This window comes from Sulfurimonas sp. (assembly GCF_041563035.1).
Classification (GTDB): Bacteria; Campylobacterota; Campylobacteria; order Campylobacterales; family Sulfurimonadaceae; genus Sulfurimonas.
Genome location: NZ_JBFFNS010000012.1, coordinates 45,509 through 69,183, shown reverse-complemented (window position 1 = coordinate 69,183; position 23,675 = coordinate 45,509). Strand labels below are relative to the sequence as shown.

The 23,675-nt window shown below is 32.0% G+C and carries 24 protein-coding genes and 1 tRNA gene; 17 read left to right on the top strand and 8 right to left on the bottom strand.

All coding sequences use genetic code 11. From position 1 onward, the window contains the following. Positions 1 to 28 precede the first annotated feature (28 nt). Positions 29 to 2,596 (bottom strand): bifunctional aconitate hydratase 2/2-methylisocitrate dehydratase, encoded by a 2,568-nt coding sequence (acnB, locus tag ABZC13_RS09095; RefSeq protein ID WP_373002643.1) that lies wholly within the window; start codon positions 2,594 to 2,596, stop codon positions 29 to 31. Positions 2,597 to 2,796: 200 nt separating this feature from the next. Between acnB and fumC the strand changes: the two genes are divergently transcribed. Beyond that, a complete protein-coding gene (gene fumC / locus ABZC13_RS09090; protein ID WP_373002641.1) occupies positions 2,797 to 4,194 on the top strand; it encodes a class II fumarate hydratase in 1,398 nt (465 codons plus the stop codon). On the opposite strand, the gene ABZC13_RS09085 is transcribed toward fumC, so the two are convergent. The 3 genes from ABZC13_RS09085 to ABZC13_RS09075 form a co-directional block, all read right to left on the bottom strand. Further along, on the bottom strand, positions 4,189 to 4,581 hold the full coding sequence (locus ABZC13_RS09085) for a putative quorum-sensing-regulated virulence factor (protein ID WP_373002639.1): 393 nt from the start codon (positions 4,579 to 4,581) through the stop codon (positions 4,189 to 4,191). The two genes, fumC and ABZC13_RS09085, sit on opposite strands and share 6 nt — an antisense overlap. Beyond that, a complete protein-coding gene (locus tag ABZC13_RS09080) occupies positions 4,581 to 6,770 on the bottom strand; it encodes a DNA translocase FtsK (RefSeq protein WP_373002637.1) in 2,190 nt (729 codons plus the stop codon). The genes ABZC13_RS09085 and ABZC13_RS09080 overlap by 1 nt, the downstream gene beginning before the upstream one ends. A 94-nt stretch (positions 6,771 to 6,864) precedes the next feature. Beyond that, the gene (locus tag ABZC13_RS09075; RefSeq protein WP_373002635.1) at positions 6,865 to 8,958 is read right to left on the bottom strand and encodes a flagellar biosynthesis protein FlgL; all 2,094 of its coding nucleotides are present in this window, start codon (positions 8,956 to 8,958) and stop codon (positions 6,865 to 6,867) included. Between the two features lie 124 nt (positions 8,959 to 9,082). Between ABZC13_RS09075 and ABZC13_RS09070 the strand changes: the two genes are divergently transcribed. Together ABZC13_RS09070 and ABZC13_RS09065 are read left to right on the top strand one after the other, a co-directional pair. Then, positions 9,083 to 9,166, top strand: a tRNA-Leu gene (locus tag ABZC13_RS09070). Positions 9,167 to 9,469: 303 nt separating this feature from the next. Continuing rightward, the gene (locus ABZC13_RS09065; RefSeq protein ID WP_373002633.1) at positions 9,470 to 10,942 is read left to right on the top strand and encodes a phosphoadenosine phosphosulfate reductase family protein; all 1,473 of its coding nucleotides are present in this window, start codon (positions 9,470 to 9,472) and stop codon (positions 10,940 to 10,942) included. On the opposite strand, the gene ABZC13_RS09060 is transcribed toward ABZC13_RS09065, so the two are convergent. The 4 genes from ABZC13_RS09060 to ABZC13_RS09045 are packed head-to-tail and all read right to left on the bottom strand — an operon-like array spanning position 10,933 to position 14,640. Beyond that, positions 10,933 to 11,766, bottom strand: a complete 834-nt coding sequence (locus ABZC13_RS09060; protein ID WP_373002631.1) for a hypothetical protein — start codon at positions 11,764 to 11,766, stop codon at positions 10,933 to 10,935. The two genes, ABZC13_RS09065 and ABZC13_RS09060, sit on opposite strands and share 10 nt — an antisense overlap. Next, positions 11,753 to 12,904, bottom strand: coding sequence for an AAA family ATPase (locus tag ABZC13_RS09055; protein ID WP_373002629.1), 1,152 nt, complete (start codon positions 12,902 to 12,904; stop codon positions 11,753 to 11,755). Before ABZC13_RS09055 ends, ABZC13_RS09060 begins: the two co-directional genes overlap by 14 nt. Further along, entirely contained in the window at positions 12,905 to 14,389 is a 1,485-nt protein-coding gene (locus ABZC13_RS09050) for a DUF262 domain-containing protein (protein WP_373002627.1), read from the bottom strand. It lies immediately after the preceding gene. Between the two features lie 11 nt (positions 14,390 to 14,400). Next, positions 14,401 to 14,640: a helix-turn-helix domain-containing protein gene (locus tag ABZC13_RS09045; protein ID WP_373002659.1), complete on the bottom strand. Its 240-nt coding sequence runs from the start codon at positions 14,638 to 14,640 to the stop codon at positions 14,401 to 14,403. Between the two features lie 80 nt (positions 14,641 to 14,720). Here ABZC13_RS09045 and ABZC13_RS09040 point away from each other — a divergent pair, with 80 nt between their 5' ends. The 14 genes from ABZC13_RS09040 to ABZC13_RS08975 all read left to right on the top strand — a co-directional run bounded on the left by ABZC13_RS09040 (position 14,721) and on the right by ABZC13_RS08975 (position 23,628). Then, complete coding sequence (locus ABZC13_RS09040; protein WP_373002625.1) at positions 14,721 to 15,047, top strand: hypothetical protein; 327 nt, start codon at positions 14,721 to 14,723, stop codon at positions 15,045 to 15,047. A gap of 331 nt (positions 15,048 to 15,378) precedes the next feature. Continuing rightward, complete coding sequence (locus ABZC13_RS09035) at positions 15,379 to 15,759, top strand: hypothetical protein (protein WP_373002623.1); 381 nt, start codon at positions 15,379 to 15,381, stop codon at positions 15,757 to 15,759. An 11-nt stretch (positions 15,760 to 15,770) separates the two neighbouring features. Continuing rightward, positions 15,771 to 15,902 carry a hypothetical protein gene (locus tag ABZC13_RS09030; RefSeq protein WP_373002621.1) on the top strand — a complete coding sequence of 44 codons (132 nt, stop codon included), beginning with the start codon at positions 15,771 to 15,773 and terminating at the stop codon, positions 15,900 to 15,902. 156 nt (positions 15,903 to 16,058) lie between these two features. After that, positions 16,059 to 16,256, top strand: a complete 198-nt coding sequence (locus ABZC13_RS09025; RefSeq protein WP_373002619.1) for a hypothetical protein — start codon at positions 16,059 to 16,061, stop codon at positions 16,254 to 16,256. A 63-nt stretch (positions 16,257 to 16,319) separates the two neighbouring features. Continuing rightward, positions 16,320 to 16,748, top strand: a complete 429-nt coding sequence (locus tag ABZC13_RS09020; RefSeq protein WP_373002617.1) for a hypothetical protein — start codon at positions 16,320 to 16,322, stop codon at positions 16,746 to 16,748. A gap of 168 nt (positions 16,749 to 16,916) precedes the next feature. Continuing rightward, complete coding sequence (locus ABZC13_RS09015) at positions 16,917 to 18,434, top strand: hypothetical protein (RefSeq protein ID WP_373002615.1); 1,518 nt, start codon at positions 16,917 to 16,919, stop codon at positions 18,432 to 18,434. Between the two features lie 2 nt (positions 18,435 to 18,436). Further along, positions 18,437 to 18,883: a hypothetical protein gene (locus ABZC13_RS09010; protein WP_373002613.1), complete on the top strand. Its 447-nt coding sequence runs from the start codon at positions 18,437 to 18,439 to the stop codon at positions 18,881 to 18,883. Next, entirely contained in the window at positions 18,880 to 20,091 is a 1,212-nt protein-coding gene (locus ABZC13_RS09005; protein WP_373002611.1) for a hypothetical protein, read from the top strand. The genes ABZC13_RS09010 and ABZC13_RS09005 overlap by 4 nt, the downstream gene beginning before the upstream one ends. Next, positions 20,042 to 21,265, top strand: a complete 1,224-nt coding sequence (locus ABZC13_RS09000; RefSeq protein ID WP_373002609.1) for a type II secretion system protein GspD — start codon at positions 20,042 to 20,044, stop codon at positions 21,263 to 21,265. The genes ABZC13_RS09005 and ABZC13_RS09000 overlap by 50 nt, the downstream gene beginning before the upstream one ends. A gap of 54 nt (positions 21,266 to 21,319) precedes the next feature. Beyond that, positions 21,320 to 22,681 carry a replication endonuclease gene (locus ABZC13_RS08995; protein ID WP_373002607.1) on the top strand — a complete coding sequence of 454 codons (1,362 nt, stop codon included), beginning with the start codon at positions 21,320 to 21,322 and terminating at the stop codon, positions 22,679 to 22,681. Beyond that, positions 22,678 to 22,932: a hypothetical protein gene (locus ABZC13_RS08990; protein WP_373002605.1), complete on the top strand. Its 255-nt coding sequence runs from the start codon at positions 22,678 to 22,680 to the stop codon at positions 22,930 to 22,932. The genes ABZC13_RS08995 and ABZC13_RS08990 overlap by 4 nt, the downstream gene beginning before the upstream one ends. Next, on the top strand, positions 22,929 to 23,162 hold the full coding sequence (locus tag ABZC13_RS08985) for a hypothetical protein (protein ID WP_373002603.1): 234 nt from the start codon (positions 22,929 to 22,931) through the stop codon (positions 23,160 to 23,162). The genes ABZC13_RS08990 and ABZC13_RS08985 overlap by 4 nt, the downstream gene beginning before the upstream one ends. Continuing rightward, on the top strand, positions 23,159 to 23,401 hold the full coding sequence (locus ABZC13_RS08980; RefSeq protein ID WP_373002601.1) for a hypothetical protein: 243 nt from the start codon (positions 23,159 to 23,161) through the stop codon (positions 23,399 to 23,401). The genes ABZC13_RS08985 and ABZC13_RS08980 overlap by 4 nt, the downstream gene beginning before the upstream one ends. Beyond that, the gene (locus tag ABZC13_RS08975; RefSeq protein ID WP_373002599.1) at positions 23,398 to 23,628 is read left to right on the top strand and encodes a hypothetical protein; all 231 of its coding nucleotides are present in this window, start codon (positions 23,398 to 23,400) and stop codon (positions 23,626 to 23,628) included. Before ABZC13_RS08980 ends, ABZC13_RS08975 begins: the two co-directional genes overlap by 4 nt. Positions 23,629 to 23,675: the final 47 nt, after the last annotated feature.

Below are 23,675 nucleotides of genomic sequence, written 5' to 3'. Positions count from 1 at the left end.
ACGCAGAAGTTGCGTCGCTATTTTGTTTTTATTTGATCATTGCAGTTAGTTGTTCTTGACTAACTGTATTGAAGTTAAGATATTTATAAACTGTATCAGTCATCTCTGGTGTAATTTTTCCAGAAACTATCTCTAAATACTCTTCTGGTGTTGGTAATGCACCCTTAAGCGCAACAACAGCAGCTAGCTCAGCAGATCCAAGATAAACTTGAGAACCTTTACCTAGTCTGTTATCAAAGTTTCTAGTTGAAGTTGAGAATACCCATGCATTCTGTGCAACAGATGCTTGATTACCCATACATAAAGAACATCCAGGAATCTCAGTTCTAGCTCCAGCCATACCAAAGATAGAATAGTAACCTTCTTCTGATAATTGTTTCTCATCCATTTTTGTTGGAGGACAAACCCATAGTTTATTTGCAACTGGACCTTCACCTCTAAGTATTTCACCTAGTGCTCTAAATAGACCAATATTTGTCATACAAGAACCAACAAATACTTCATCGATTTCAGTTCTAAGACCAGCTGCTCTAATCTCTGTCAGTGTTTTAACATCATCTGGATCATTTGGACAAGCTAAAATTGGCTCTTTAATTTGATCCATATCAATTTCAATTACTGCTGCATATTCTGCATCACTGTCAGCTTCTAAAAGCTCTGGATTAGCAACCCATGCTTTCATCTTATCTCTTCTTCTAGCAAGTGTAGCTGCATCTTCGTAACCTTGAGCAATTAACTCATCGATTAAAACGATGTTAGACTCTAAATATTCGATGATTGGCTCTTTGTTAAGCTTAACTGTACAAGCAGCAGCTGAACGCTCAGCAGATGCATCAGAAAGCTCAAATGCCTGCTCACACTTAAGATCTTCTAGACCTTCGATTTCAAGAACACGTCCACCAAAAATATTTTTCTTACCAGCTTTTTCAACAGTTAATAAACCATCTTTAATAGCTTGGTGAGGAATAGCATTTACCATATCACGGAGAGTGATACCCGGCTGCATAGTTCCTTTGAATCTTACAAGTACAGATTCTGGCATAGTTAGAGGCATCATACCGGTAACGCCAGCAAATGCAACAAGACCAGAACCAGCTGGGAAAGAGATACCGATTGGGAAACGAGTATGTGAATCTCCACCAGTACCTACTGTATCTGGAAGACAAAGTCTATTTAACCATGAGTGGATTACACCATCACCTGGGCGAAGGATGAAACCTTTTCTTGAAGTCCAGAATTCTGGAAGTGTGTGCTGTAGTTTGATATCGGCAGGTTTTGGATAAGCAGCAGTATGACAGAACGATTGCATAGTCATATCAGCACCAAAACTTAACGCTGCAAGTTCTTTTACTTCATCACGAGTCATTGGTCCTGTAGTATCCTGAGATCCAACAGTTGTTGCGATAGGCTCACAGTAAACACCAGGCTTCACACCTTCAATTCCACAAGCTTTACCAACCATTTTTTGTGCTAAAGTAAAACCTTTACCATTATCATCCGGTTGTGAAGGAGTCATAAATAGATCACCTGCGTCCATACCTAATGCTTCTCTAGCTTTAGCAGTTAAACCTTTACCGATAATAAGTGGAATACGACCACCAGCACGCATCTCATCTGGAAGAGTATTAGGTGCAATTTCGTAAGTAGAAACAACTTTTCCATCTTTCTCAATTGTACCTTCAAATGGTTTAACAGTAATTACATCACCAGTATTTAACTCAGCAGTTGGAGCTTGAATAGGGATACATCCTGAATCTTCTGCAGTATTGAAGAAAATTGGAGCAATTATATCACCAATTACGATACCGCCAGTTCTTTTATTAGGGATACCTGGGATATCGTTACCCATGTGCCATTGAACAGAGTTAATACCTGATTTTCTTGATGAACCAGTACCAACAACATCACCAACATATGCTAATGGGTGACCTTTTTCTTTTAGCTCTTTCATAGTATCTAAAGGATTATCCATTCTGCTTACAAGCATTGAGTTTGCGTGTAAAGGGATGTCTGCTCTTGTAAATGCTTCTCCAGCCGGAGACAGATCATCAGTATTTGTCTCACCAGGAATTTTATATACAGTTACAGTAATCTCTTCATCCATTGCAGGCTTATTAGTAAACCACTCACCGTTTGCCCAAGAATTAACAACTTCAGAAGCCTTAGCATTTCCAGCGTCCATTAATCTTTTTACATCATTAAATGCATCGTATACTAGAATTGTATTTTTAAGTTGCTCAGCAGCAGCATTTGCAACATCACCGTCGATTTTAAGTGCTTCAACTAATGGAGTAACGTTGAAACCACCTAGCATCAATCCTAAAATTTCACATGCTTTTACAGCATCTATAGAATCACAAGAAACATTTCCTTGTACTACATCATTTAAAAATGCAGCTTTTACATAAGCAGCATCATCAACACCGGCAGGGATTTTGTTTTCAAATATATCCATTGCATAGTCTTGTTCCGTAATTGGTGAAGCTTTTAATAATTCAACAAGCTCTGCTGTTTGTTCAGCAGTTAGTGCTAATGGTGGAACACCAAGAGCAGCTCTCTCTTCTGTATGTGCTTTATAATCTTCTAAAAATGCCATAGTCATTCCTGTTATTTTAATTTGAGAAGATTATAACCTAATAAGTAAACCCAAAATAAACAGTGTTACAAAAATACACATATTTCAAACATATATTTTTCAATATGTTAACTTTAGTAACATCATGCAACCTATAAAGCTATATATAAAATAACTTTTTATGTTACTATTTACTTTAAATATCAGCCATGGAGAATATTATGAACTTGTTTAGAACTGAAAGTGACTCATTTGGTAACCTTGAAGTACCTTCAAATATGTACTACGGCGCACAATCTGCCAGGTCACTTATAAACTTTCCTATAGGTATAGAAACAATGCCAAAGCCTCTTATACGAGCTTTAGCAATGGTAAAACAATCATGTGCACAAGTAAATATGGATTTTGGTGTCTTAGATACCAATATAGGAAAGGCAATTATTAAAGCATCTGGTGAGGTTATAGAAGGTAAACTTGATGAACACTTTCCTTTATCTATATGGCAAACAGGTTCCGGTACACAAAGTAACATGAACGCAAATGAAGTAATATCTAATCGCGCCATAGAGATTCTTGGTGGAGTAATAGGTTCTAAAGATCCTGTTCATCCAAATGACCACTGTAATATGGGTCAATCCTCAAACGATGTATTTCCTACAGCTATGCATATAGCGGCAGTTGAGGAGATTACACACAAACTACTACCCTCTTTAAAACATATGTGTGATGAGCTAGATAAAAAATCTAAGGCCTACGAGCATCTAGTAAAAATAGGTCGAACACACACTCAAGATGCTACACCGATAACACTAGGACAAGAGTTCTCAGGCTATACAGCACAAGTAGCTAACTCTATTCGTAGAGTTGAAGCCGTACTACCTGCTCTTCTTCAACTCGCACAAGGTGGAACTGCTGTTGGTACTGGAATAAACACTATAAAAGGCTTTGACAAAGCATTTGCCGCGCAGGTTGCTAAAACCATGGACATTCCTTTTGTTACAGCCCAAAATAAGTTTGAAGCACTTGCTGCTCATGATGCTATTGTCGAAGCAAGTGGGGCCTTAAATACTACTGCTGTAAGTATGATGAAAATTGCTAATGACATTCGCTTCTTGGCATCTGGACCTAGATGCGGGATAGGAGAAATAAGTCTTGCTGAAAACGAACCAGGCTCTTCCATCATGCCTGGAAAAGTAAACCCTACTCAAAGTGAAGCTCTTACAATGATATCCGCACAAGTAATGGGAAATCATACAACTATCTCTATAGCAGGTTCTAACGGACATTTTGAACTAAATGTATTTAAACCTGTAATGATTTACAATCTACTTCAATCAATACGCTTGCTTAGTGATGGATGCCAAAGTTTTACAGATAGGTGCATAGTCGGAATAACGGCAAATGAAGAGCACATAGTAAAACTAAGAGATGAGTCACTTATGCTCGTAACAGCACTTAATCCTCATATAGGTTATGATAACGCTACAAAAATAGCTAAAAAGGCGCACAAGGATGGTTCAACTCTGCTTGAAGCAGCTCTAGCACTAAAACTTGTAACAGAGGAGCAGTTTAAAGAGTGGGTAGTTCCAGAGAATATGATAAGCCCTAAAGAGTTATAAATTTCTTTTTTTTAACTCGGCTTCTATTAGTTCTCTGCCATAGCCTCGATAGTTTGTCTTTAACCAAAGCATATAAGAGTCTGGAAGATCACTATATTGCATACCTTTGTATTGACCAAAACCTACTCTGGGCTGAGATCTAACTTCTATTATATTCTCTTCGCATCTAGCTTTTATATCAGTATGTTCTATTAATGCAATAAACTCATAATATTCTATTCTTTTTTGAATTACAAAGCTATATGAAGCAAAATCAAAAACACCTTTTCTATTCTCTACAAAGCGCTGCAACTCTTGAATCTGTTCAACTGAAAGTTGTTCGAGGTTTTTAACGTCTACACGATAAGAGTTATGGTACTTTGTAAAAACCAAGTGTGCTTTAGTCATTATAATATTTCACGAATACCTTTAGTATTTGGAGCGGACAATACGCCCTCTCCTTCCAACTGTTCTATAATTCTTGCTGAGCGATTGTATCCGACTTGAAGTTTTCTTTGTAGATACGAGATCGATGTTTTTCTGTCTGTCATGATTACATTTTTAGCATCTTCATAAAGTTGATCTAGCTCTTCATAAGTTTCGCTCTTAGATGCACCATCCAATTCATTTTCTTCCACTAAAAAGCTTTTATCATAGTTTGGCTCTCTTTGAGACTTGATAAAATCTACAATACTTTCTATCTCATTTTCTGCGCTCCATGGAGCATGAAGTCTAACTAATCCTGTAGAACCTGGAGGAGTAAAGAGCATATCGCCGCGACCAAGAAGGGACTCTGCACCCATTTGGTCTAAGATTATTTTACTATCAACTTTTTGCCCTACTCTGTATGAGATGCGAGATGGTAAGTTTGCTTTGATTAGACCTGTTACAACATCAACAGATGGTCTTTGAGTAGCAACAACTAAGTGAATACCGGATGCTCTAGCCATTTGCGCAAGTCTTGCTATTGAATGCTCAACCTCTTTTCCACTTGTCATCATCAAGTCAGCTAACTCATCTATGATAACTACAATATAAGGAAAGTGCTCACCACCCTCTTTTTTTACTTTTTCATTGTAGTTTTCTATGTTTTTAGTTCTATTTTCACTCATTAGCTCATAACGACGTTCCATCTCTGAAACCATGTTATTTAAAGCGACTATAGCCTGTTTTGGTTTTGTTATAACAGGAGTAAGGAGATGTGGAATATCATTATACACAGAGAACTCCAGCATCTTAGGATCTATCATAAGCAGTCTGAGCTGATCAGGTGAGTTTTTATATAGTAGAGACAATATCATCGCATTTATACCAACACTCTTACCACTTCCCGTTGTTCCGGCTATAAGAAGGTGCGGAAGTTTTTTAAGGTCAGTAATAAACGGCTTACCTACTATATCTTTACCTAAGGCAATTGTAAGTGGAGATGCAGACTCTTTAAATAGCTTTGAATCAAGCAACTCTCTTAAGTAGATTGTATCAACTGTCTCATTAGGTATCTCAATACCTACAACATCTTTTCCTGGAATCGGAGCTTGGATACGTATAGTCTCTGCACTTAGAGCCATCGCCAAATCGTCTTGAAGGTTTAATATCTTACTTACTTTTACATTCGCAGCAGGTTTAAACTCAAATGTAGAAACGACAGGACCGGCATAAGTTCTTACAACATCACCATCTATTTTAAAATGAGCCAGTTTTTCTATAAGATAGCGAATTTTGTCATCCACTTCACTCTCATCTACACTGTGTCCGGCTTTGTCTGGTTTTTGCAGAAATTTAACTGATGGTAGAGTGAAGTTCTTTGGTTTTTCAACTTCACCTTTTTCTATTCCCTCCAAAAGCTTTGTATTCTCTTCCAGCTCATCAACAATAAGAGCATTTTTTTGTTCTTTTACCTTTGAAGCTATTTCTAGAATAGTATGAGCTTCAGTAGTTTTAGCAGTCTCTTTAACAACAATTTCTTCAGCCTTAGGAAGTTCTTCTACTTTCCAGATATCTTCCTCTTGAACTTTTAAGAACTCCGTATCCTCATTTTTTCTCAAATAAGCCGGTTCATCATACTCACTATCTATTCCATTAACAGATGCTTCAAAGTCATTAGCATCCTCAAAAGAAGTTTTCTGTTTTGGAGTTGGCATAGCATTTTTGATTATATTCGCAAATGCTGATGTAAGTTCATCCATACTTTTATCTAAAAGTATTAGAGCTGACACAGAAGTAATAATAAACCAAAAAGTCCAAAGTCCAAAAAGTCCTATATATGGTACTAAAAAGTCAACAAAGTCTGCACCTACTTTTCCTCTAAACCCATTATCAACCAGTAAAGCTTGAGCTAATAAAAAAGAGAAAATCATTAAAAATGAAGCGAGTGTAACTTCTAGTTTTCTAAAACTAAATGATGTGTCCCTGTAAAAATAATATAGTGGTATTAAAAAAGATATAAGATATGCATAAGAAATATATCCAAAATATTCATGATTATATGAGGCAAAAATAGCTCCATAACTTCCAATAAGTCCACTGTCACCAAAGATAGTAGCAAAACCAAGATAGATTAAAACTCCAAATGTTACGATAAATAAGGTCTCTTTCAAATCATGTTGCCTTTAAAATATAGATAATTTTTTTATATATGAAGTATAGCCAAAAATGTTCCACTAGGGAATTTTTTTGGCAATATGAAAGGTATTATAGGTAGTTTACAAGATTTAACTTAGAAACTTTACCAACCGTAGCAAGCATAGCCTCATAGTTAAGAGTCAATTGGGTTAATGTCAATGAAGCTTCTGCCAAATCAGTATCTATCACAGATGAACGAAGCGTCATAGTACTTACTTCCAAAAGTTCTGAACGTTCTAAGGCCGAAGTCAATGAATTTGACTGAGCACCGACTAATGAGTGTGCTCTAAATACATGATCTTGTAAATCATCCATCATTGCTATTGCATTCCCTATACCTATATTTCTAATATCAGCTCCTGTAGAATCTGGGTGTAGTGTATAGTTCTCAACAGCTGTGATCATCTCATCTAAAGTTTTAAAGAAATCCGTTTTTGGATCACGCACAGTCAATCCATTATTTGCATTAAATGTCATAACAGATGGAGGAGTAGTAAAATCACCACTATTTGCATCATGAAGTGCTATTGAAGCTTTTGTATCAGTAGCTCCAATCTCCTGAAATTGTATTTTTCCATCATAACTTAAAAAAGTACGACCATTAAAGTCAGAAACGTTAATGGCACTGTCATAATCAGTTGCCACATTGGTTGTTGCTGGTAAATTGTTTGTGACAACCATATTGACAACGTCCATTAACTGTCTGTATGACATATCATCAGCTGCTACAGCAGCCCTTGGTGAAGCCATGTTAAAAATTTCATAGTTAGTAACTCCGCCGTCAAGTGAAAAAGTAGAACCAGCGGTTGCAAAGTCTATCTGAACATCATAAGCTGCTCCGGTTACATTTGTACCTGTAAGTTTTAACTGTGTCCCATCGAGTGATCCAACACTAGGTAATTGTGACAAATCAGCAACCTCAGAAATCTTTGTAGAATCTTTTGCAAATGTATTATCATCTTTTAGTATTTGAGGAATACTCGATGATAGTTTAGAGCCGTCTTTTGAAAAATTTGTTCTATCATAAACTGTTGCTTCTAGCACATTTGTTGCTGCCACTCCTGTTGCTGATGTTAAAGATGATTTAATAAACTCTTTAACATATAAATTTGGATTTGTTGCAGTAGGTGGTCCAACTTGGATTGTATCAAAGTTGGTTTCACCTACACCAAGCGCATCTATACTTGTAACATCAGCAGCTGCACCACCGGTATAGTCAACTGCTCCAACCATATGAAAATCCAATTTACTCGAACCTTTAATCTTATCTTCAACAACTATCTGCCCGGATAGGTTCATAGTTACATTAACTATTTTTAAATCAGGAGTGTTACCAAAAGCAACTCCTATTTGAGTTAATAATTCATCAACCTTTTCATCATCACGCATTGATATTTTTTGTTCAAATGCTACTCCATCACTCTTTGTACCTCTTAAGTAAAAATGATGTTTAGCATTAACTGTATCAATTATATTGTCAGTATCACCCATCATATCTCTAATAGTATTGCTTGAAGATATATATACATCATCTGATGTTGTTCCCAATGCTGGGTATTTTTTAATTAGGTTATAGTTTACAACGTTTGATGTCACTTCTCTATTTACTAGAACTTCTTCACCTAAAAATAAATCTCCACCGGATATATTGTATTGTTGCTGAGTTTTAGAGCCTGTAAAAGCTTTCATACTCTGATCATTACCCATGTATGTACCGTCATCAGCTATTGGCTTAATGTCTACAGCTGTTCCTGAAAAAAGGTATTGTCCATTTATTGATGAATTGGCTAGACCCTTAAAGTGACCTTCAAGTCCTCTTAGCTCTTTTGCAACTGCATCCAAAGAAGTAGCATCGTTTGTCCCATTAGCTGCTTGCAGCAGTAATGTTCTCATACGGTTCATACTTGTTTCAAATTCATTCAGAATTACATCCGTTTGATTTGACATTTTATAACCACTTTGAGTACTTTTTTTAACTTGACCCAATGTAGATATTTCATTATCCAAGCTCATTGTCTCTGCAAATGTTCTAACATCATCTTTCGCATACTGAATCTTCAATCCAGAAGCTATTTGTTTATTTACATCAAAAAGACTTTCACTCAATTTAGAGTTATTAGTTCCATATAAACTTTTGTAATACATATTTGTTGTAACTCTCATAACGCACCTCCGTTTGCTGTTATAACATTCATACTCTTATACTAGCAATAAAAGTTCCATGTCACAAAATCGTCTGAATATTATTTACTTTTAAGTAATATCTCACTATCATTCCAACTCATAAGCCAGAGTGGTGGAACGGTATACACGGCGGATTCAAAATCCGCTGCCGCAAGGCTTAGGGGTTCGAATCCCCTCTCTGGTACCACTAACCTACAAAACCCTATAAGCAGGGCTTTTCAAAGAATAAAAAATCAAACTATCAGTGATATTTATAGCTTTTTACTGATATTTTACTGATACTATCAGTAGATAATGATAAAAAAATGAGATCATCAAAAATCATTTAGAATTTTTTATTATTTTTGATCAAAATATTCAAAAAAACAACTACACTTAACCTCTATTTAGATAACGTTTTACATGCCAATATATGGATGAAACTATATAATTTAATGTATAAATGAAATAAGCCAAATAAATAATCAATATGCTATAATCATGCATGACTATGATGTATGAAAATCCAAATATAATTAACAGTTTAACAAACGATAATTTGACTACGGCAAAAGATCTGCTTAAACATTATTACTTAAGTGACGAGAGACCTCTATGTGTCTCATTTAGCGGTGGAAAAGACAGCACATCAGTAGTTTATGTAGTATGTGAAATGCTTCATGATCTACAAAAAGAAAACATACCACTAAACAAAAAAGTATATATTATAAACTCAAATACTTTAGCTGAACTCCCTCCCCTACTAGAACATTTACATGCTTCACTAGATAGTATAAAATCTTACGCTTTTGATCATGATCTTCCACTAATAGTAGAAGAAGTTTTTCCTGAAGACAAAGATACACTAAATGTTCAGCTTTTAGGTGTTGGTATGCCCCCTCCTTCTGGTACGTTTAGATGGTGTACAGATAAACTAAAAGTTAACCCTATTGATAAGAGAATAAGATCTCTGTTCCCAAGGGGAGAGTTTATCTCTGTTATTGGTACTAGAAAAGACGAAAGCTTCAGTAGATCAGCAAGAATAGAAAAGCTATCTGTAAAAGGTACAAACCTAAAGATCAACGATAGATATCCAAATGCTAGTAATCTTATGCCTATTGAGGATTGGACTACCAAAGATGTATGGGAACACCTTTTTAAACAAAAGAATGATCTTGTAAATATTGACTTCTTATGGCAACTCTATAGTGACGCAAGTGGCAAAGACGCTTCTGAGTGCTCTTTTGTTGCTGCAGGTGGTAAAGATATAGATGATGGTAAACTAGGCTGTGGTGTATCTCGTTTTGGCTGTTGGCAATGCTATATGGTAAGAGATACAGATAAGAGTCTTGATGGACTTATGAATAGCGGTTACAACAACGTTGATCTATACAAAGAGTATAGAGACTGGTATTGGAACTTAACTCAGCAAAGCTGGGAGAAAACAAGAGATCCTTATAACCACAGAACACAAGTTAGAGATCTATATAACAAAGGTGGCGAAGAAAGCCCTAAGTTTGGTATGACTATGCCAAAAGGTTTAAAGCTACAGATACGAAAGAACTCTTTAAAAAGACTTCTTGAACTACAAGATAAGCTAGATGAAGAGATCATAACATTAGATGAAATCATACTGATCCAAGAAAGATGGTTAAATGAAGGTGATCTACAACTAACAGCATTTACACATGCAAGAAAACATAACTTTAAAATTCTAAATACTGAAAAAGTGAAAGAATTAAGATCAGTTGCTATAAATGCCAGAGAATACTACAAGCACGAGCTTCTAAGAAAACCGTTTAGTAACAAATTTGCAGTATTAACATTAAAAAGATTTGCAGTTCAATATATAAAAGATCCAAAAAAAGTAGAAAAAAAGTTCTTTCCATCAAAAGAAGAAGAAAGACATATTAGAAAAGAATGGAAAAAACAAACAAAAATTGAAGTAAATAAAAAATATAATTTACTAATTACTTATCTATGATATCCAATAGATCCGATTAGTATTTTACCTTCTTCAACACCTTCTTGCCCTACATGAAAATGAAGACGATTATAGTAATAGGTGCTGTCACTACTTTTAGATGAATTACATAGTTTAACATGAGGTTCACAGCAAACAGAAATGGCACTTTTATCATCTTTTTTAAACCCAAATGTAAAATCAGGCTTTCTGTCTGCATTACCTTCTATAGTCGTACTTAAGCCTATCATTGATGAATACTTCACTAAAGATTTTCTTACATCTTGATGATTATCATTCAAAATAGTTTTAAATTCATTTTCTAAACACACTAAAGATTTTATTATATCCCTTGAGAAATACTTTAATCCTCCACCCTCTAATGTTTTAAGTGTATCATCAATTTTATTTTGAAATTTTAAGTTATTAAAATATCTTTCAATGCAAACAGAAAACTCTTCTTCATTATGAGTTTCTTCCATGCATTTGTAATAATATTGCATTAGATCTTCTACTGTATAAATAATATCTTCAGCAATATGATTTAATCCAACTTTAGGATAATCTTCTCCTGTTTGATTTTTAGAATTTTGTACTATATCTATTAATATCGTTTTATAATCTTGACTAAATGAAGCATGTTCTAAAAATAATATTTCAAACAGTTGCTTATCATCTATGAAATTTGCTATAAATATATCTTCTTCTTTAAAGAGTAGATCATCAAATGATTTGATTTTATCATTTACATTTCTTAACTTTTCTATATTACTATATATGGTCTCTTTATTATTACTTCCTTTATCAAATGATCCAGAATGTAAACTAAAACTACTTTGACACATATCTTTCTGCCCTACTTTTAAACAACTCTCCAACATCCATTGCTTGCTGATCAAAAAAACCTCTTGGCCAGTCTGTTAGATCACTCATAATATCTATTTTTATACAATTAATATTTGGTTCAATCTTATCTTCATTAGACTCGAAGAAATTAATAGTTATTTCACCTTGATCTACATCATCTTCTAGTGTAGCTAATCTAATACCATTTATAATATGCTCACTATGCGTTTCAATTATTATTTGTACATGATTAGACATTTTTGCTAAGAAATAACCTAGTTTAGATTGTGCTGCTGGATGAAGATGAGCTTCTGGATTTTCTATTATTACCATTTCATTTTCTTCTTCTGTTGGTTCATAGTCATCAAATAATCTATCTTTAGGTATTTGTCTTACTAAGCAACTTACAATAATTGGGAGCAAGTAACTAACTCCATAAGGCATGTTTACTGGGCTTTCATGATTATCTAACAGTGGATGATTCTTAACTTTTAACATAGCAATATTTGCTTCTTTAATAAATGTTGTATCAATGTCAACATAACCAAAGATTTTACATAGCCAAGAGTTTACATTTACTATTAAACTACCTTTTCCTAGTCCTAAAGTTTTAAACTTATGATTATGTAAAATTAGAGCTGTATATTCTCCTAGTTTACCGACATTTATTCTTGAAAAGTTACTATCAGTATGATGAAATGATTTTGGTCCAAATCTATCAGCACCAATAAAATCAAAATATTCTACAAAACTCAATGCACCTGTAGTTGATGAAGGTGATCTAGTATCAAGTATATCTTCTATATTTAATATATTAAGATCATTTTGATCTTGACTCATAGTAAGTTTTACTGAGCTTCCATGTTTATCAGTGAATTCAAACTCTATAATATCGTTATCTGCACCATAATGAAGTAATCTATCAGAACTTCCTAAATTGCAGTAATAATCATTTAAATAGAGTATTCTTGGAATGTTCTCAAGATCTTTTTCATCGATACTTTGTGCAAGAAGTAAAAAAGTTTGGATCACGGTTGACTTCCCTGCTCCATTTCCACCTGCTAAAACAGTTAAGTTTGTAAAGTCTATAGTTTTATCTTCAAAACATTTGAAGTTTTTTATTCTTAATGATCTCATTTAGTGTCCTATTACTTCTTTAAAAATTTCTTTAAACTTATCAAATCTATATTTTACTTGAGGAGGATTATTTGTTGCAAGTGAAGTTTTTAAAATAAATTCATCATTTTTATATATTTCATAAATTTTTTCTAATAATAAAGCTTGATTTTTCTCAATTTCATTAAAACTATATTTATCTAGTGTATAACAAATAGATTCAAAAAGTGTTTTACTTATTTGATTTGTATTTTTTTCTCTTTTAGATGGTTTTAAAAAATGTTCTTTATCAAATAGAATCTGTGCTTTTTTCATACAATCTAAAAATGTATTTTCTAATGATTTAATTTCAAGATCACCCATATTATTTATTCTATCCATAGTATCTTCTAAAAACTCATTCATATCATTTTTTCTGTACTCTAGATAATTAGTAATTTTAAATGATAGATATCTAAGGATTATGGCATGATCTTCCATTCTATTGGAATAGCCTTTGATTCTTTTTCTAGTAATTATATTAATAAATTCGTTTGATTCGGCCATTTTTTTCAACAATTTAGTTGACTTACCTCTAAACATTGCATTTCTAATTTCTTGAACTTCTAATTTTGTTCCTAATGTATTGATTCTTTGAAATATATTGGAAGCTATTTTTGATGGTGTATTAGGTCTTACTAGATTGCATAATAATGAAAATTTTTCTATTTTTCTTTGATATTTTCTATCTAAATCTTTCCATTTTTTTCCATTTAGATGAGTCAGATATTGTAAATTTATTAATTTATATTCATTATCAATATAGGTAAAGATTGAAGTCAGTCTCTGTAAACCGTCTATTACTATCCATTGATCTTCGTTTCTAGTATCGATATAAAAAGTTGGTAAAGGAATCCTTATTAAAATTGATTCTATTAACTTACTTCTTTGTCTTGGTTTCCAAACAAAGTTTCTTTGATAATCTGGTGATAGTTCTAGCTCTTTTGGTTTTAGCTTGTACATTCTATAAAGAGATTCTATTTCTAAAGGTTGGTTTATGATATCAATCTTAGATATATCATATGGTTCATTACTCTCATTTTCTCTTTCTTTATTATTATCATCTTTATATTCTGTTTCATCATAAAGCCAATCAGGTAGTTCTTTTTTTAGAAAAAGATATATTATTTCTGCTTGCTCTAGAATATCCAATTTATTAAAAGTACTAGAATCATATAAAAATTCTTCATAAAGTTCACTAGCATCCATTAAAAATATTTTTAAGAAATTCTCAATATCTTCTATTTTAATATTATACTCATTTTTCTCATCTATCAATTCATTTATATATTCCTTTGTGCCTGCAAATATAAATGTAATTTCTGGCTCTTCAAGTATTTCTTCCGCAAGTTTATAGTACTTATCTATTGGTAGAATATCTATATCTTTATATTTTACTTTTAGACGAGTTAATTCAAGATTACGCTTTTCTTTTTCTTCTGTTAATACTTGTTCAAATATGCTCATATAACTCTCCCCTACTTCAACTTAAACTTACCGCTACTAGCTTTCGCTTTTATAGCTTTCAAGTTTTCTAAATGTCTTTCTGTCGCTTCTATACTTTCATCAAGTGCAAATCCTTGATTTATTAATCTAACCAGTTCTGGTTTATCTTTTTCCCAATTTGCTAAAGTGTTTCTACTTACATTTAACAGCTCTGCTAATTCTTCTCTTTTCATATATTGAGCCTTTTTATACTTTTTTGCATAATTATTGATATATTTAAGTTTTGTTTAATATCAACTGTTGTATCATTTTTATTAATTAAGCACAATTATTGTGCAAAAGGAAGTGGCAAATGCAGATTCGAATTATTCAAAGACCAGCTTTATTTTCTGATTTCTTCAATTTGGAAATAGACTATAAAAACGATTTTTTAGAATACATAAACACAAATAATCATAAATTTGACACTTCTTTGCTAAATACTACCAAAAAAAGACTTAATAAAGAACTATTAGAACTATTTAAAAAGTTGATTTTGCATAGAGCATATAGGAATATAGACAGAGATAAGAAGCATTACATTAGGGTTGATAATCAAATGAGCCTTTTTGTGCCACGTGAACATATCAAACCTCTTGTAAAAGCTATATTTAGCATACAAAAAACCGCAATCACGTAATGATATATCAAGTTTGATGTAAGGCGGGGACGTCCTAAAGGGAGCATTGAGTTAGAACTCCACTAAAAAAATTAAAGCTAATCTCCCCTCTTTCAGTCACTTCTAAGAGGGTCAAAAAAAATAGTAAGTGAAAACAAAGGATTTATAGATGTTAACAAACCCTTATCTTTATATTTTTGCTTTTTTGTTCATGATATTTATGAATTTAGTAATAAAAAATTCTGTAAATAGAGATAAATAGTTAAGTTCATAGAGCATAAACAGTTATGTTTTTTAAACTTAATTAATGACAGTTGGTTAAGTAAAATTTTCTTCACTGAGGAGTGACACAATGAGTATTATTAAACAAGGTTTTTCTATTAAGAATGAGGTTTTAGAAATCTCTTCTATTAAGCCCGGCGGTAGTGGAAATATAAATGGAACTGATTATTCAGCTTCTACTAAATTTAGAACACTGAACATACTAGAAGAACCTTTTGAGGGTACTGTTAAAGAGATTGAAGAAATAGTGGAATATCAAATTCCTTGTTCAAGTAATAAAGAGGCTGAGGATGTTGCTAATCTTCTTCGAGGTCTTCGTTCTAAAAAACAACCAGTTTTTGTAAACACTTCAATTCCTAAACTTTATAGTGGTAGTCAAATTTATACTGCTAAAAGTCTAGATTTGGGTCATGTGTTTTTAGAGCTTAACGGTTTTAAAGCAAAAGCTTAAAGGTGTAGAAGATGTTGATCAATAATCTAAAAATACTACAAGCAAATATCACTTATCTAGCTAGTCAAAAAGATACACATAACAAAGCTAAATTAGAGTGCTTAAGAAATACAAGAGATTTCATGCTTAGTTGTTTAGGTTAACGGTTCAACATCTTTCCAAGCCTCGTCATAGTGAAACGATAGAGGTAACAAACGATAGAGCGTTAGATTCTTCCGTAGTAGTTCTGCACTAAGTAGTCGTAATATTATTTAATGCAGAGTTATTACGGACTCTAGCTCATTTTAAGGGGAATGACGATGAAAAAGTTATTTCAAGGAACAAAAGAAAAAGTAGTTGCGTTAGGTACTGCGGGTGTAGTATTAGCGGGTGATTTAAGTGCTGCGGTTATTATGCCTACTGCTGACTATACAGATATTGAGGGTGCGGCGGTTATCGGTTTTGGTATCGCTATCACGGTCGGTCTGTTAATGAAAGCAAAAAGATTCTTCGCTTAGAAGTTCAACCTAAAAGAGGTTTGATTTATTCTTTCCTCTTTTAATATTTCAAAGGTTTAAAAAATGAGAAAATTATTTTTATTGTCTTTTTTATTTTTTAGCTCTTTAGTTTCTCTTCAAGCTTCTGGCACTTATAGCGGTATATATTTTACTGATTATGAGGAGCAAGCTAGTTTATATTTTTGTAATTACTACTCTGAAAAAGATTTTTTAGACATTGGTTTAAGCAATACAGATATCACTTCTTTAGTAAATAATAGAATCAATCTTTTTATTTCAATAACTGAAATTGATAATTTATCTGCAATAGACAGTTTAGATTTAGACAAAATCAAAAAACAAAGTCATTTGATTGATTGGAATGTTTACAGTGATGATTTTGGAATGACACTACATCAAACTAATTTTCTTTATGGTCTTACTGGTGTGCTAATTGGCTTTGTATTTCTTTTCGGTTTTATACAAATCATAATAAGCGAGGAACACAAATAATGAGATTAATATTAATGCTAATAGCTTTTAATATATCGGTTTTTGCAATGGAATGTCTGCCGGTTTTAAATATCCCTAGCTTTGATTGTTTCTTTTCAATCTTCATATATTTCACTCTATTTTTAATGGGAATCTTCGGAGCTGGAAAGCTTCTTAGAGGATAAGAATATGCGTCTAAAATCCCTTCTACTATATAGTTTACTACTTAGTTATTCTTCTCTTTTTAGTGCTAATGTATCAAATGTTAATGGTTTTGTTCATTATGGCGGTATATATTTTCAGGATGATATGAAAGTAACAACTTTTATTGAACATTATGACAGTTCTGGCGGATATTTAGCAAATATAGGAAGTTATCCCTCTAAGTATTATAGTATGGCTTCTTCTAATATAATTCAGTTTACAACAAAAGGTGAATGTGGTGGAAGTTATTGCCATTATACATATGATAAATATGTTGTTACTACTGGTTCATGTCCTGTTGATACTGTTTTAAATCCTGAAACATACCATTGTGAAGCACCTCCTGCTCCTTCATGTAATCCTGATACTGAATATCTTAATGAAAATAATGAGTGTGTGCTTTTAACTTCTGCTATACCTCCTGATTTTCCTGATAATAATACTTCAAATGGTGTTACTTCTTTTGGTACAGTTCCTACAACTGAACAAGGTTGTAAGGATATGGAGCGTTATAACTCTTCATTGGGTATTGTTGAAGTTATTGGATGGGATTATGGAACTCAAACTTGTAAGGTTGTTGCTTTTAAATGTAACTCTGGTCGTGTATTCGACCAATCTACTAATAAATGTATTATCCCTCCTGATAATACTAATTTTGGAAGTAATAGTGGTTGTATAAATGATAATTGGGCTAGACGTTGGACTCATGATTATTGTGAGGATTGTGTTGGTCAAGCAGGAATTTGGCTTCCTCCTATTGGTCATGAAGAATCTGGTATGGAATGTAATAAAGCATATATAGAGTATCAATGTGTGAAAGATTATAGAATTAAAAAATATGTAGAAGTTTCATGTGGTGAACCAGTTCCAACTGATCCAGAGAATCATAATATTGATATGGATAATCTTACTCCATCGGAAGTAACAGACCAAAATTTATCTAATCTTCCAACTATAGACCCTACAAATGCCAATCTATCAACTATAGAGGGTTTAAGAGCTATTGAGTCTGCTATCAAAGATAATCTAAATCCTAAAATTGACACTATTAATGAAAATTTATTAACTACTAACAGTAAGCTTTCTAATATTGACAATAAGCTTACTTCTTCCAATACTAAACTAGATGGTATTAAATCAAGTTTAGACAATATAAATGGTGTTTTAAATACTACTGGTGATGGTATTGACCCTTCAAACATGGATATAGATGTAACTCCACTTGATACAACTAAAAGTATTATGGATAATCTAACGGACAATGTATCAGAGCTTACTGATGGTATGACATCTATTAAAACTAAATTTGATGAAACAAAATCTTTATTAAGTGGTCAGCAACCAGTTTTAAATATTGGTGGTGGTTCATGTAATGATGAACACTTAGCAAAGTTTGCAGGTTATATATCTCCTTATTCTTCAATATTTTCTCTCGTTGTTTATGTTGGATTTATGATTTCAATTTTTAAAATGATATTTGCTTATTTTGCTAGAGGAGAATAGAGATGCCTTTAATTATAAATTTAGTTACTGCTATTGGTACTGGGTTAATGTTTATAATCCAAAAGTTTTTCCCTTTTCTTATAAAAAAGTTTGGCTTAGGTGCTGTTAAGTTTGGTCTTCAAAAGACTGCTTCTGTAGCTGTTGTACTAATATATGTTGCTTTCTTTGGTGCAGTTGTAATATTTATTTCTGAGACATATACTCAATTCAATGTTGTTATTGATTTGATAAATAATCCTACATCTAGTATGAGTGGAGATTCTGCAAAGTATTTTAGTTGTTTTTTATATCTTTTAAATGTCAGTGGTATAGCTTCTGGTTTCAATTCTGCATTTAGCTTTTTTATATCTGTAATGATTTTCTTTTTCACTCGTGGACTCTACTCTATAGCTACAAAGTCTATGAAAGCTGTTTCAGATGAACTAAACAAAGTTTGGAGAGTAGTATGAGTGATTTAACAAATACTACAGAGTTTATTATAGGTGGTACTGGTGTTGGTAAATCATACTTAGCAAGTATGTTTATGAAAGAGTCATATGATAAAAAAGAGCGTTTAATATACACAAATGTAAATCTAAAAAATGGTTTTAATGATTACATAAAAGACTTTGACAAAGATGATTTATACAACTTTGCAAAAGCAGAGCTAGAACTATATAAAAAGTTTCAAAAACTATCTAAAGAATATAGAGAAAAATTAGAAGCTAAAGAAGATGATATTTTTCCAATAGTTCATGAAGACGAAGATAATACTAAAGAAATAGAGACAGATAATGATATATCAAAATATCATGGTAACTATGATAATTATTTAAAATCTTCTGGGCTTCTTGATAAGTTTGGCGGTTCTATGATTGTATGGGATGAGTGTCAAGAAGATTTAGTGGATGAAGATGGTAAAGCTTATTTTGATTTAGTTTGGGGTCGCTTTTTCTCTTATCGTAGACACTTTGGAATTTATCTTATTATGATTACTCAGGATTTAGATTTAATACACCGTAAATATAAAAAACATGGAAATAAATTTTATTTTGGTCAAAACTCGGCTAGAAGATATATTTCAAAAATGCTTCGTTATGAGGTTTATTTTAAGTCTCAAGAATTTAAAAAATATCATATAGAAACAAAAAATATTTTAATGAAAAAAGATATACAAGACTTCTATGATACTGGTGAAAAGAATGTTGGTAAATCTGTATTTGCTAAATTACTATTTATTCCAGTAATTCTTATTTTTGTCGTTTATTTTGGCTTTCAAATTTTCAACTCTAAATATTCAAATGACTCACAAACTATCTCTTCTTTAGAAAATAATGATACTACACAAAGCAAACAATCTAAACTTTTAGATAATGACAAAGAAGATTATTCAAGAGAGGATAGTGAACATTTAATATTTTTCAATTGTAATTTAGACAACTGCACTATGAAAAATAGTTCTTTTACTGTTCCGCTTAAAAAAATGCAAACATTTGCAACTGCTGTCAATATGGAAATATTGTTTAGCTCTAAGATTAATGATTATTACTCTTTGGTTGTTGTTAGTGTTGAAGAGTCTTTATACAACGATTTAATGAGTTTCAATTTAGAAAAAAGAGGTGACAAACATGATAAAGGCAAAATGGACTTTACTGCTCCTGTTTCTTTTACAAAGTAATATTTTAGCTGTTGATATGAGTGGGACATCATTCGTAGATTACATACGATTTGTATCTAACACTTCAAATATCAATATTATTATAGATGAAGAGATTGATACTAAATTTAGTTTGATACTTCCAAATGATTACAAGTCTAAAGACTCTTTCAAAGTATTAAAATCTATTCTTCATAAGAATGATATGTATTTAGTTCGTTATGGTTCTGTTTATTATATCAAGAAAACAAGTAAAGATAAAAAGTATCATAGTGTTAAATTAAAGTTTCTCTTACCAGATAAAATAATTCCTATTATAAAGATGTATCATAAAGACATCATAGTCTCAAAATCTAAAAAGACTATTATTTTTAAATCTGACAACAAAGAGTCTAAAGAAATTAAAAATCTTATAGATCTCCTGGACAAATCTACTAAGAGCAAAAAAGTAAAAATTACTTTGATTAGTTTTCAAGATGATGATTTAAAAGAGTTTGGTTTAAATATAGATACTAAAGCTTCTGATGGTCTTAATAGTCTTGAATATAAAACACTTATCAAAGGTCTTTCTAGTTCACAAACTCTATTTTTAAATATTCCAAGTTTTTCTTTAGATATGTATCTAAGTGATTTAAAGACTAGCTCAATTATAGATTTTAAATTTTCCCCTATTCTCTCATTGTTTGATAATGAAAAAACAGATTTTCAGATTACAAGTAATATTCCTTATCTTAGTGAAGATAGAGCTATAAATGGAACTAACGACATAGAATCAAATAGTTTTCAATATAAAGATGTAGGCTCAAAAATCAATATAGATAAAGTAGCTGTAACAGATGAAGATGTTTATTTTCATATAAATATGCAATATGAAATCATACTAGATAAAACTCTTACTCCTACTACTGCTAAACGCTCCATAGATAACTATATAAAGCTTAAAAACGGTGAGTCTATCATGATAGCAGGGTTAAAAGGTACAGAGGCTAGAACACTCCATAGAGAGATTCCTATACTCGCTGCAATTCCATTACTTGGAGAGATATTTAAATGGGATTCTGATTCTATTAAAAAAGAAACATTCGCCATATTTATATCAAATGTAGACAATAATGAATCATTTACTGAGCCGACGAGTGAGCCGACACTGGGGGTACCCCCACGAAGTGGGGGAAAAGTCGGCGAAAAGAAGTAGGCTCCTTGTCTATTTAACAAAAGTTTACGGACATTTTAAAATTAGGAGTGACACATGTTTGGATTAACCAAAAACGATTTGAAAACAGTACAAAATAAACTTGACAATCAAAGTAGTTATTTAGATAATAATTATTTTACTACCTCTTCTGGTCAAGTAAAGACACTTAAGGATGTTAGCTATAGTGCGAATCATTCAGTTAGGTATTATGCTCAACTTAATAATAAGATTGACACTATGACTAAGATTGCTTCTACTCAGGGTCTTCACAGTTGTTTTTTAACTATGACACTTGATGGTTATTTTAGAGATTTATTACATGGTGATTATACTAGGTTTGACAAACTATCCGATAAAGAAAGATTTATAGCTTTGAGAAGTACTCCAACAAGTGAGAAACTTGGAGAAGTTCGTCAAAAGATAAAAGCTAGAAAAACTTTAACAATTAAAGACTTATACAACATACTTAATCATCAAACTGCAAGATATCAACAAAGTTACGCATTTAAAAAATTAAAAAAAGAAAATGCGAACTATATGTACATCAGAACTGTAGAGCCTCATAAGGACGGTGTACCTCACTTTCATGTTATGTTATATATCCCATTTAAGTATATTGAACAGTTTAAAAAGGACTTTATAAAGTCATACCCTGCTCCACAAAACAGACGTATAAAAGACAGTAAAAAATTCATACAAGATTATAAAATTGATAATCAAGAATTAGAGTCTTTTCAAACTGATATAAAAGATACAACTGCATACGTTATGAAGTATATTCTTAAGTCTTTTATGGATGTTAAAAACCAAAAACAAATTGATTATATTCAGGCTTGGTACATTAAACATAGAATCATGCGTTGTGTCACTTCTAAGTCTATAGTACCGCAATGGGTTTACCAAAAGGCTTATGCATTTGAGAATGATTGGTATCACTTGACTGATCTAATGAACGATAGCAATAATCATGTTGAGTGGTCCAGAGAAGATAATTATTTTTATTTTATTGATAACTATACGGGTAGAGAATTAATCTATCAATATGGTAAATATCAGGTAGTTTATCAAGACAGGGTTATTAAAGAGATTGGTGAAGTAAAAGAAAAAAATATTAACGTAAAGGTATACGATAAAACTCCTACCAAGTGGACTAAAAAAGAAAATCCTATTCCTACATATCAAGATTATAATTTAATCGGATATTTTGTTAAATCAAATGGTTTTAAACAGATAGATAAAAAACCATACCAAATGAAAAATTATCAACTAAGACAATATTTTGAAAGTATCACTATTGAAAGTGTTAACCCTGCTCACTATGCAGTTACACACAACTTGATGATTGATAGAGGTTTAATTAAAAGCGAATACATGATTCCATCAGATAGCTATGAAGCTATGGAGGTGTTCCAATGAGTATAGAAAAAGAATTTTTAGCATATATGGACAAACACGAATGTAACGGTCAATATGAAATAGGTTTAGAAGTGCTTCATATTTCATTAGCATTAAATGAAAAAAAGTATTCAAGAATAAAGAGTGAAAAGATATATAACGTTGATATGCTTGATATACACAGTGATAAATATATTTACGAAAGAAATTTCATAAAGTACAGACATGCAAAAAAAGCGTATAAAAAACTTAAGAGAGGTATCTTAAAATGACACAATCAAATATTACTAATGAAGCTAAAAACAAAGCTAAAGAATTTAATTATTTTAGTCCAAATATATTTAGTTGTACTATTTCTAAAGAAACTAATTCTATAAATTTTATTACTATCAGATATGTTGGTAATGATTCTATTAGAGGTGATGTAGTCTTTTTATTAGATAGTAAAAAAGTTTTACGTATATCTCCATATGAAAAACAATATTTAAAGGGTTTAAAATGAGCATATGTCATACATGTGGTAATGATTTCAATGATGATAGTACATCAAAGCCTAAATCATATTGCTCTTTAAATTGTCGTAACTACATGAAGTTTAAAAATGCTTTAGAAAGAGTTTTATTATCACTTAAACCTACTCAGGAAGCAAAGAAGATAATTAAGGGCGACATGTTCGCATTATCTAACTTATTAAGAAACGGTACCGTTTTACCGGAAGCAAAAAAAAGAGGTTTAAGATGAAAGAACTACCTATGTATTTAAAACCAAGTCAAGTTCAAAGTAATCTAGGTATCTCTACAAACACGCTTAGAGACTTAAAAGACAAGGTATTCAAGAAAGGTATACACTATTTCATTCCAATTGGTCTAACACATCCATTGTGGAATAGAGACGCTCTTTTAGAATGGATAAACGGTAATGAAAGCGATGAAATCTCAACGCTCGTAAATGATATATTAAACAATTGAGTATAATAGCAATCGCTATAAATATTGCTGATTGTATAAAGGAAAAT

What these genes read in the sequence shown, in the direction of transcription:
- acnB (WP_373002643.1), bottom strand. Translation starts at nt 2,596, where the DNA reads ATGGCATTTTTAGAAGATTATAAAGCACATACAGAAGAGAGAGCTGCT.
- fumC (WP_373002641.1), top strand. Translation starts at nt 2,797, where the DNA reads ATGAACTTGTTTAGAACTGAAAGTGACTCATTTGGTAACCTTGAAGTA.
- ABZC13_RS09085 (WP_373002639.1), bottom strand. Translation starts at nt 4,581, where the DNA reads ATGACTAAAGCACACTTGGTTTTTACAAAGTACCATAACTCTTATCGT.
- ABZC13_RS09075 (WP_373002635.1), bottom strand. Translation starts at nt 8,958, where the DNA reads ATGAGAGTTACAACAAATATGTATTACAAAAGTTTATATGGAACTAAT.
- ABZC13_RS09065 (WP_373002633.1), top strand. Translation starts at nt 9,470, where the DNA reads ATGATGTATGAAAATCCAAATATAATTAACAGTTTAACAAACGATAAT.
- ABZC13_RS09060 (WP_373002631.1), bottom strand. Translation starts at nt 11,766, where the DNA reads ATGTGTCAAAGTAGTTTTAGTTTACATTCTGGATCATTTGATAAAGGA.
- ABZC13_RS09055 (WP_373002629.1), bottom strand. Translation starts at nt 12,904, where the DNA reads ATGAGATCATTAAGAATAAAAAACTTCAAATGTTTTGAAGATAAAACT.
- ABZC13_RS09050 (WP_373002627.1), bottom strand. Translation starts at nt 14,389, where the DNA reads ATGAGCATATTTGAACAAGTATTAACAGAAGAAAAAGAAAAGCGTAAT.
- ABZC13_RS09040 (WP_373002625.1), top strand. Translation starts at nt 14,721, where the DNA reads ATGCAGATTCGAATTATTCAAAGACCAGCTTTATTTTCTGATTTCTTC.
- ABZC13_RS09035 (WP_373002623.1), top strand. Translation starts at nt 15,379, where the DNA reads ATGAGTATTATTAAACAAGGTTTTTCTATTAAGAATGAGGTTTTAGAA.
- ABZC13_RS09030 (WP_373002621.1), top strand. Translation starts at nt 15,771, where the DNA reads ATGTTGATCAATAATCTAAAAATACTACAAGCAAATATCACTTATCTA.
- ABZC13_RS09025 (WP_373002619.1), top strand. Translation starts at nt 16,059, where the DNA reads ATGAAAAAGTTATTTCAAGGAACAAAAGAAAAAGTAGTTGCGTTAGGT.
- ABZC13_RS09020 (WP_373002617.1), top strand. Translation starts at nt 16,320, where the DNA reads ATGAGAAAATTATTTTTATTGTCTTTTTTATTTTTTAGCTCTTTAGTT.
- ABZC13_RS09015 (WP_373002615.1), top strand. Translation starts at nt 16,917, where the DNA reads ATGCGTCTAAAATCCCTTCTACTATATAGTTTACTACTTAGTTATTCT.
- ABZC13_RS09010 (WP_373002613.1), top strand. Translation starts at nt 18,437, where the DNA reads ATGCCTTTAATTATAAATTTAGTTACTGCTATTGGTACTGGGTTAATG.
- ABZC13_RS09005 (WP_373002611.1), top strand. Translation starts at nt 18,880, where the DNA reads ATGAGTGATTTAACAAATACTACAGAGTTTATTATAGGTGGTACTGGT.
- ABZC13_RS09000 (WP_373002609.1), top strand. Translation starts at nt 20,042, where the DNA reads ATGATAAAGGCAAAATGGACTTTACTGCTCCTGTTTCTTTTACAAAGT.
- ABZC13_RS08995 (WP_373002607.1), top strand. Translation starts at nt 21,320, where the DNA reads ATGTTTGGATTAACCAAAAACGATTTGAAAACAGTACAAAATAAACTT.
- ABZC13_RS08990 (WP_373002605.1), top strand. Translation starts at nt 22,678, where the DNA reads ATGAGTATAGAAAAAGAATTTTTAGCATATATGGACAAACACGAATGT.
- ABZC13_RS08985 (WP_373002603.1), top strand. Translation starts at nt 22,929, where the DNA reads ATGACACAATCAAATATTACTAATGAAGCTAAAAACAAAGCTAAAGAA.
- ABZC13_RS08980 (WP_373002601.1), top strand. Translation starts at nt 23,159, where the DNA reads ATGAGCATATGTCATACATGTGGTAATGATTTCAATGATGATAGTACA.
- ABZC13_RS08975 (WP_373002599.1), top strand. Translation starts at nt 23,398, where the DNA reads ATGAAAGAACTACCTATGTATTTAAAACCAAGTCAAGTTCAAAGTAAT.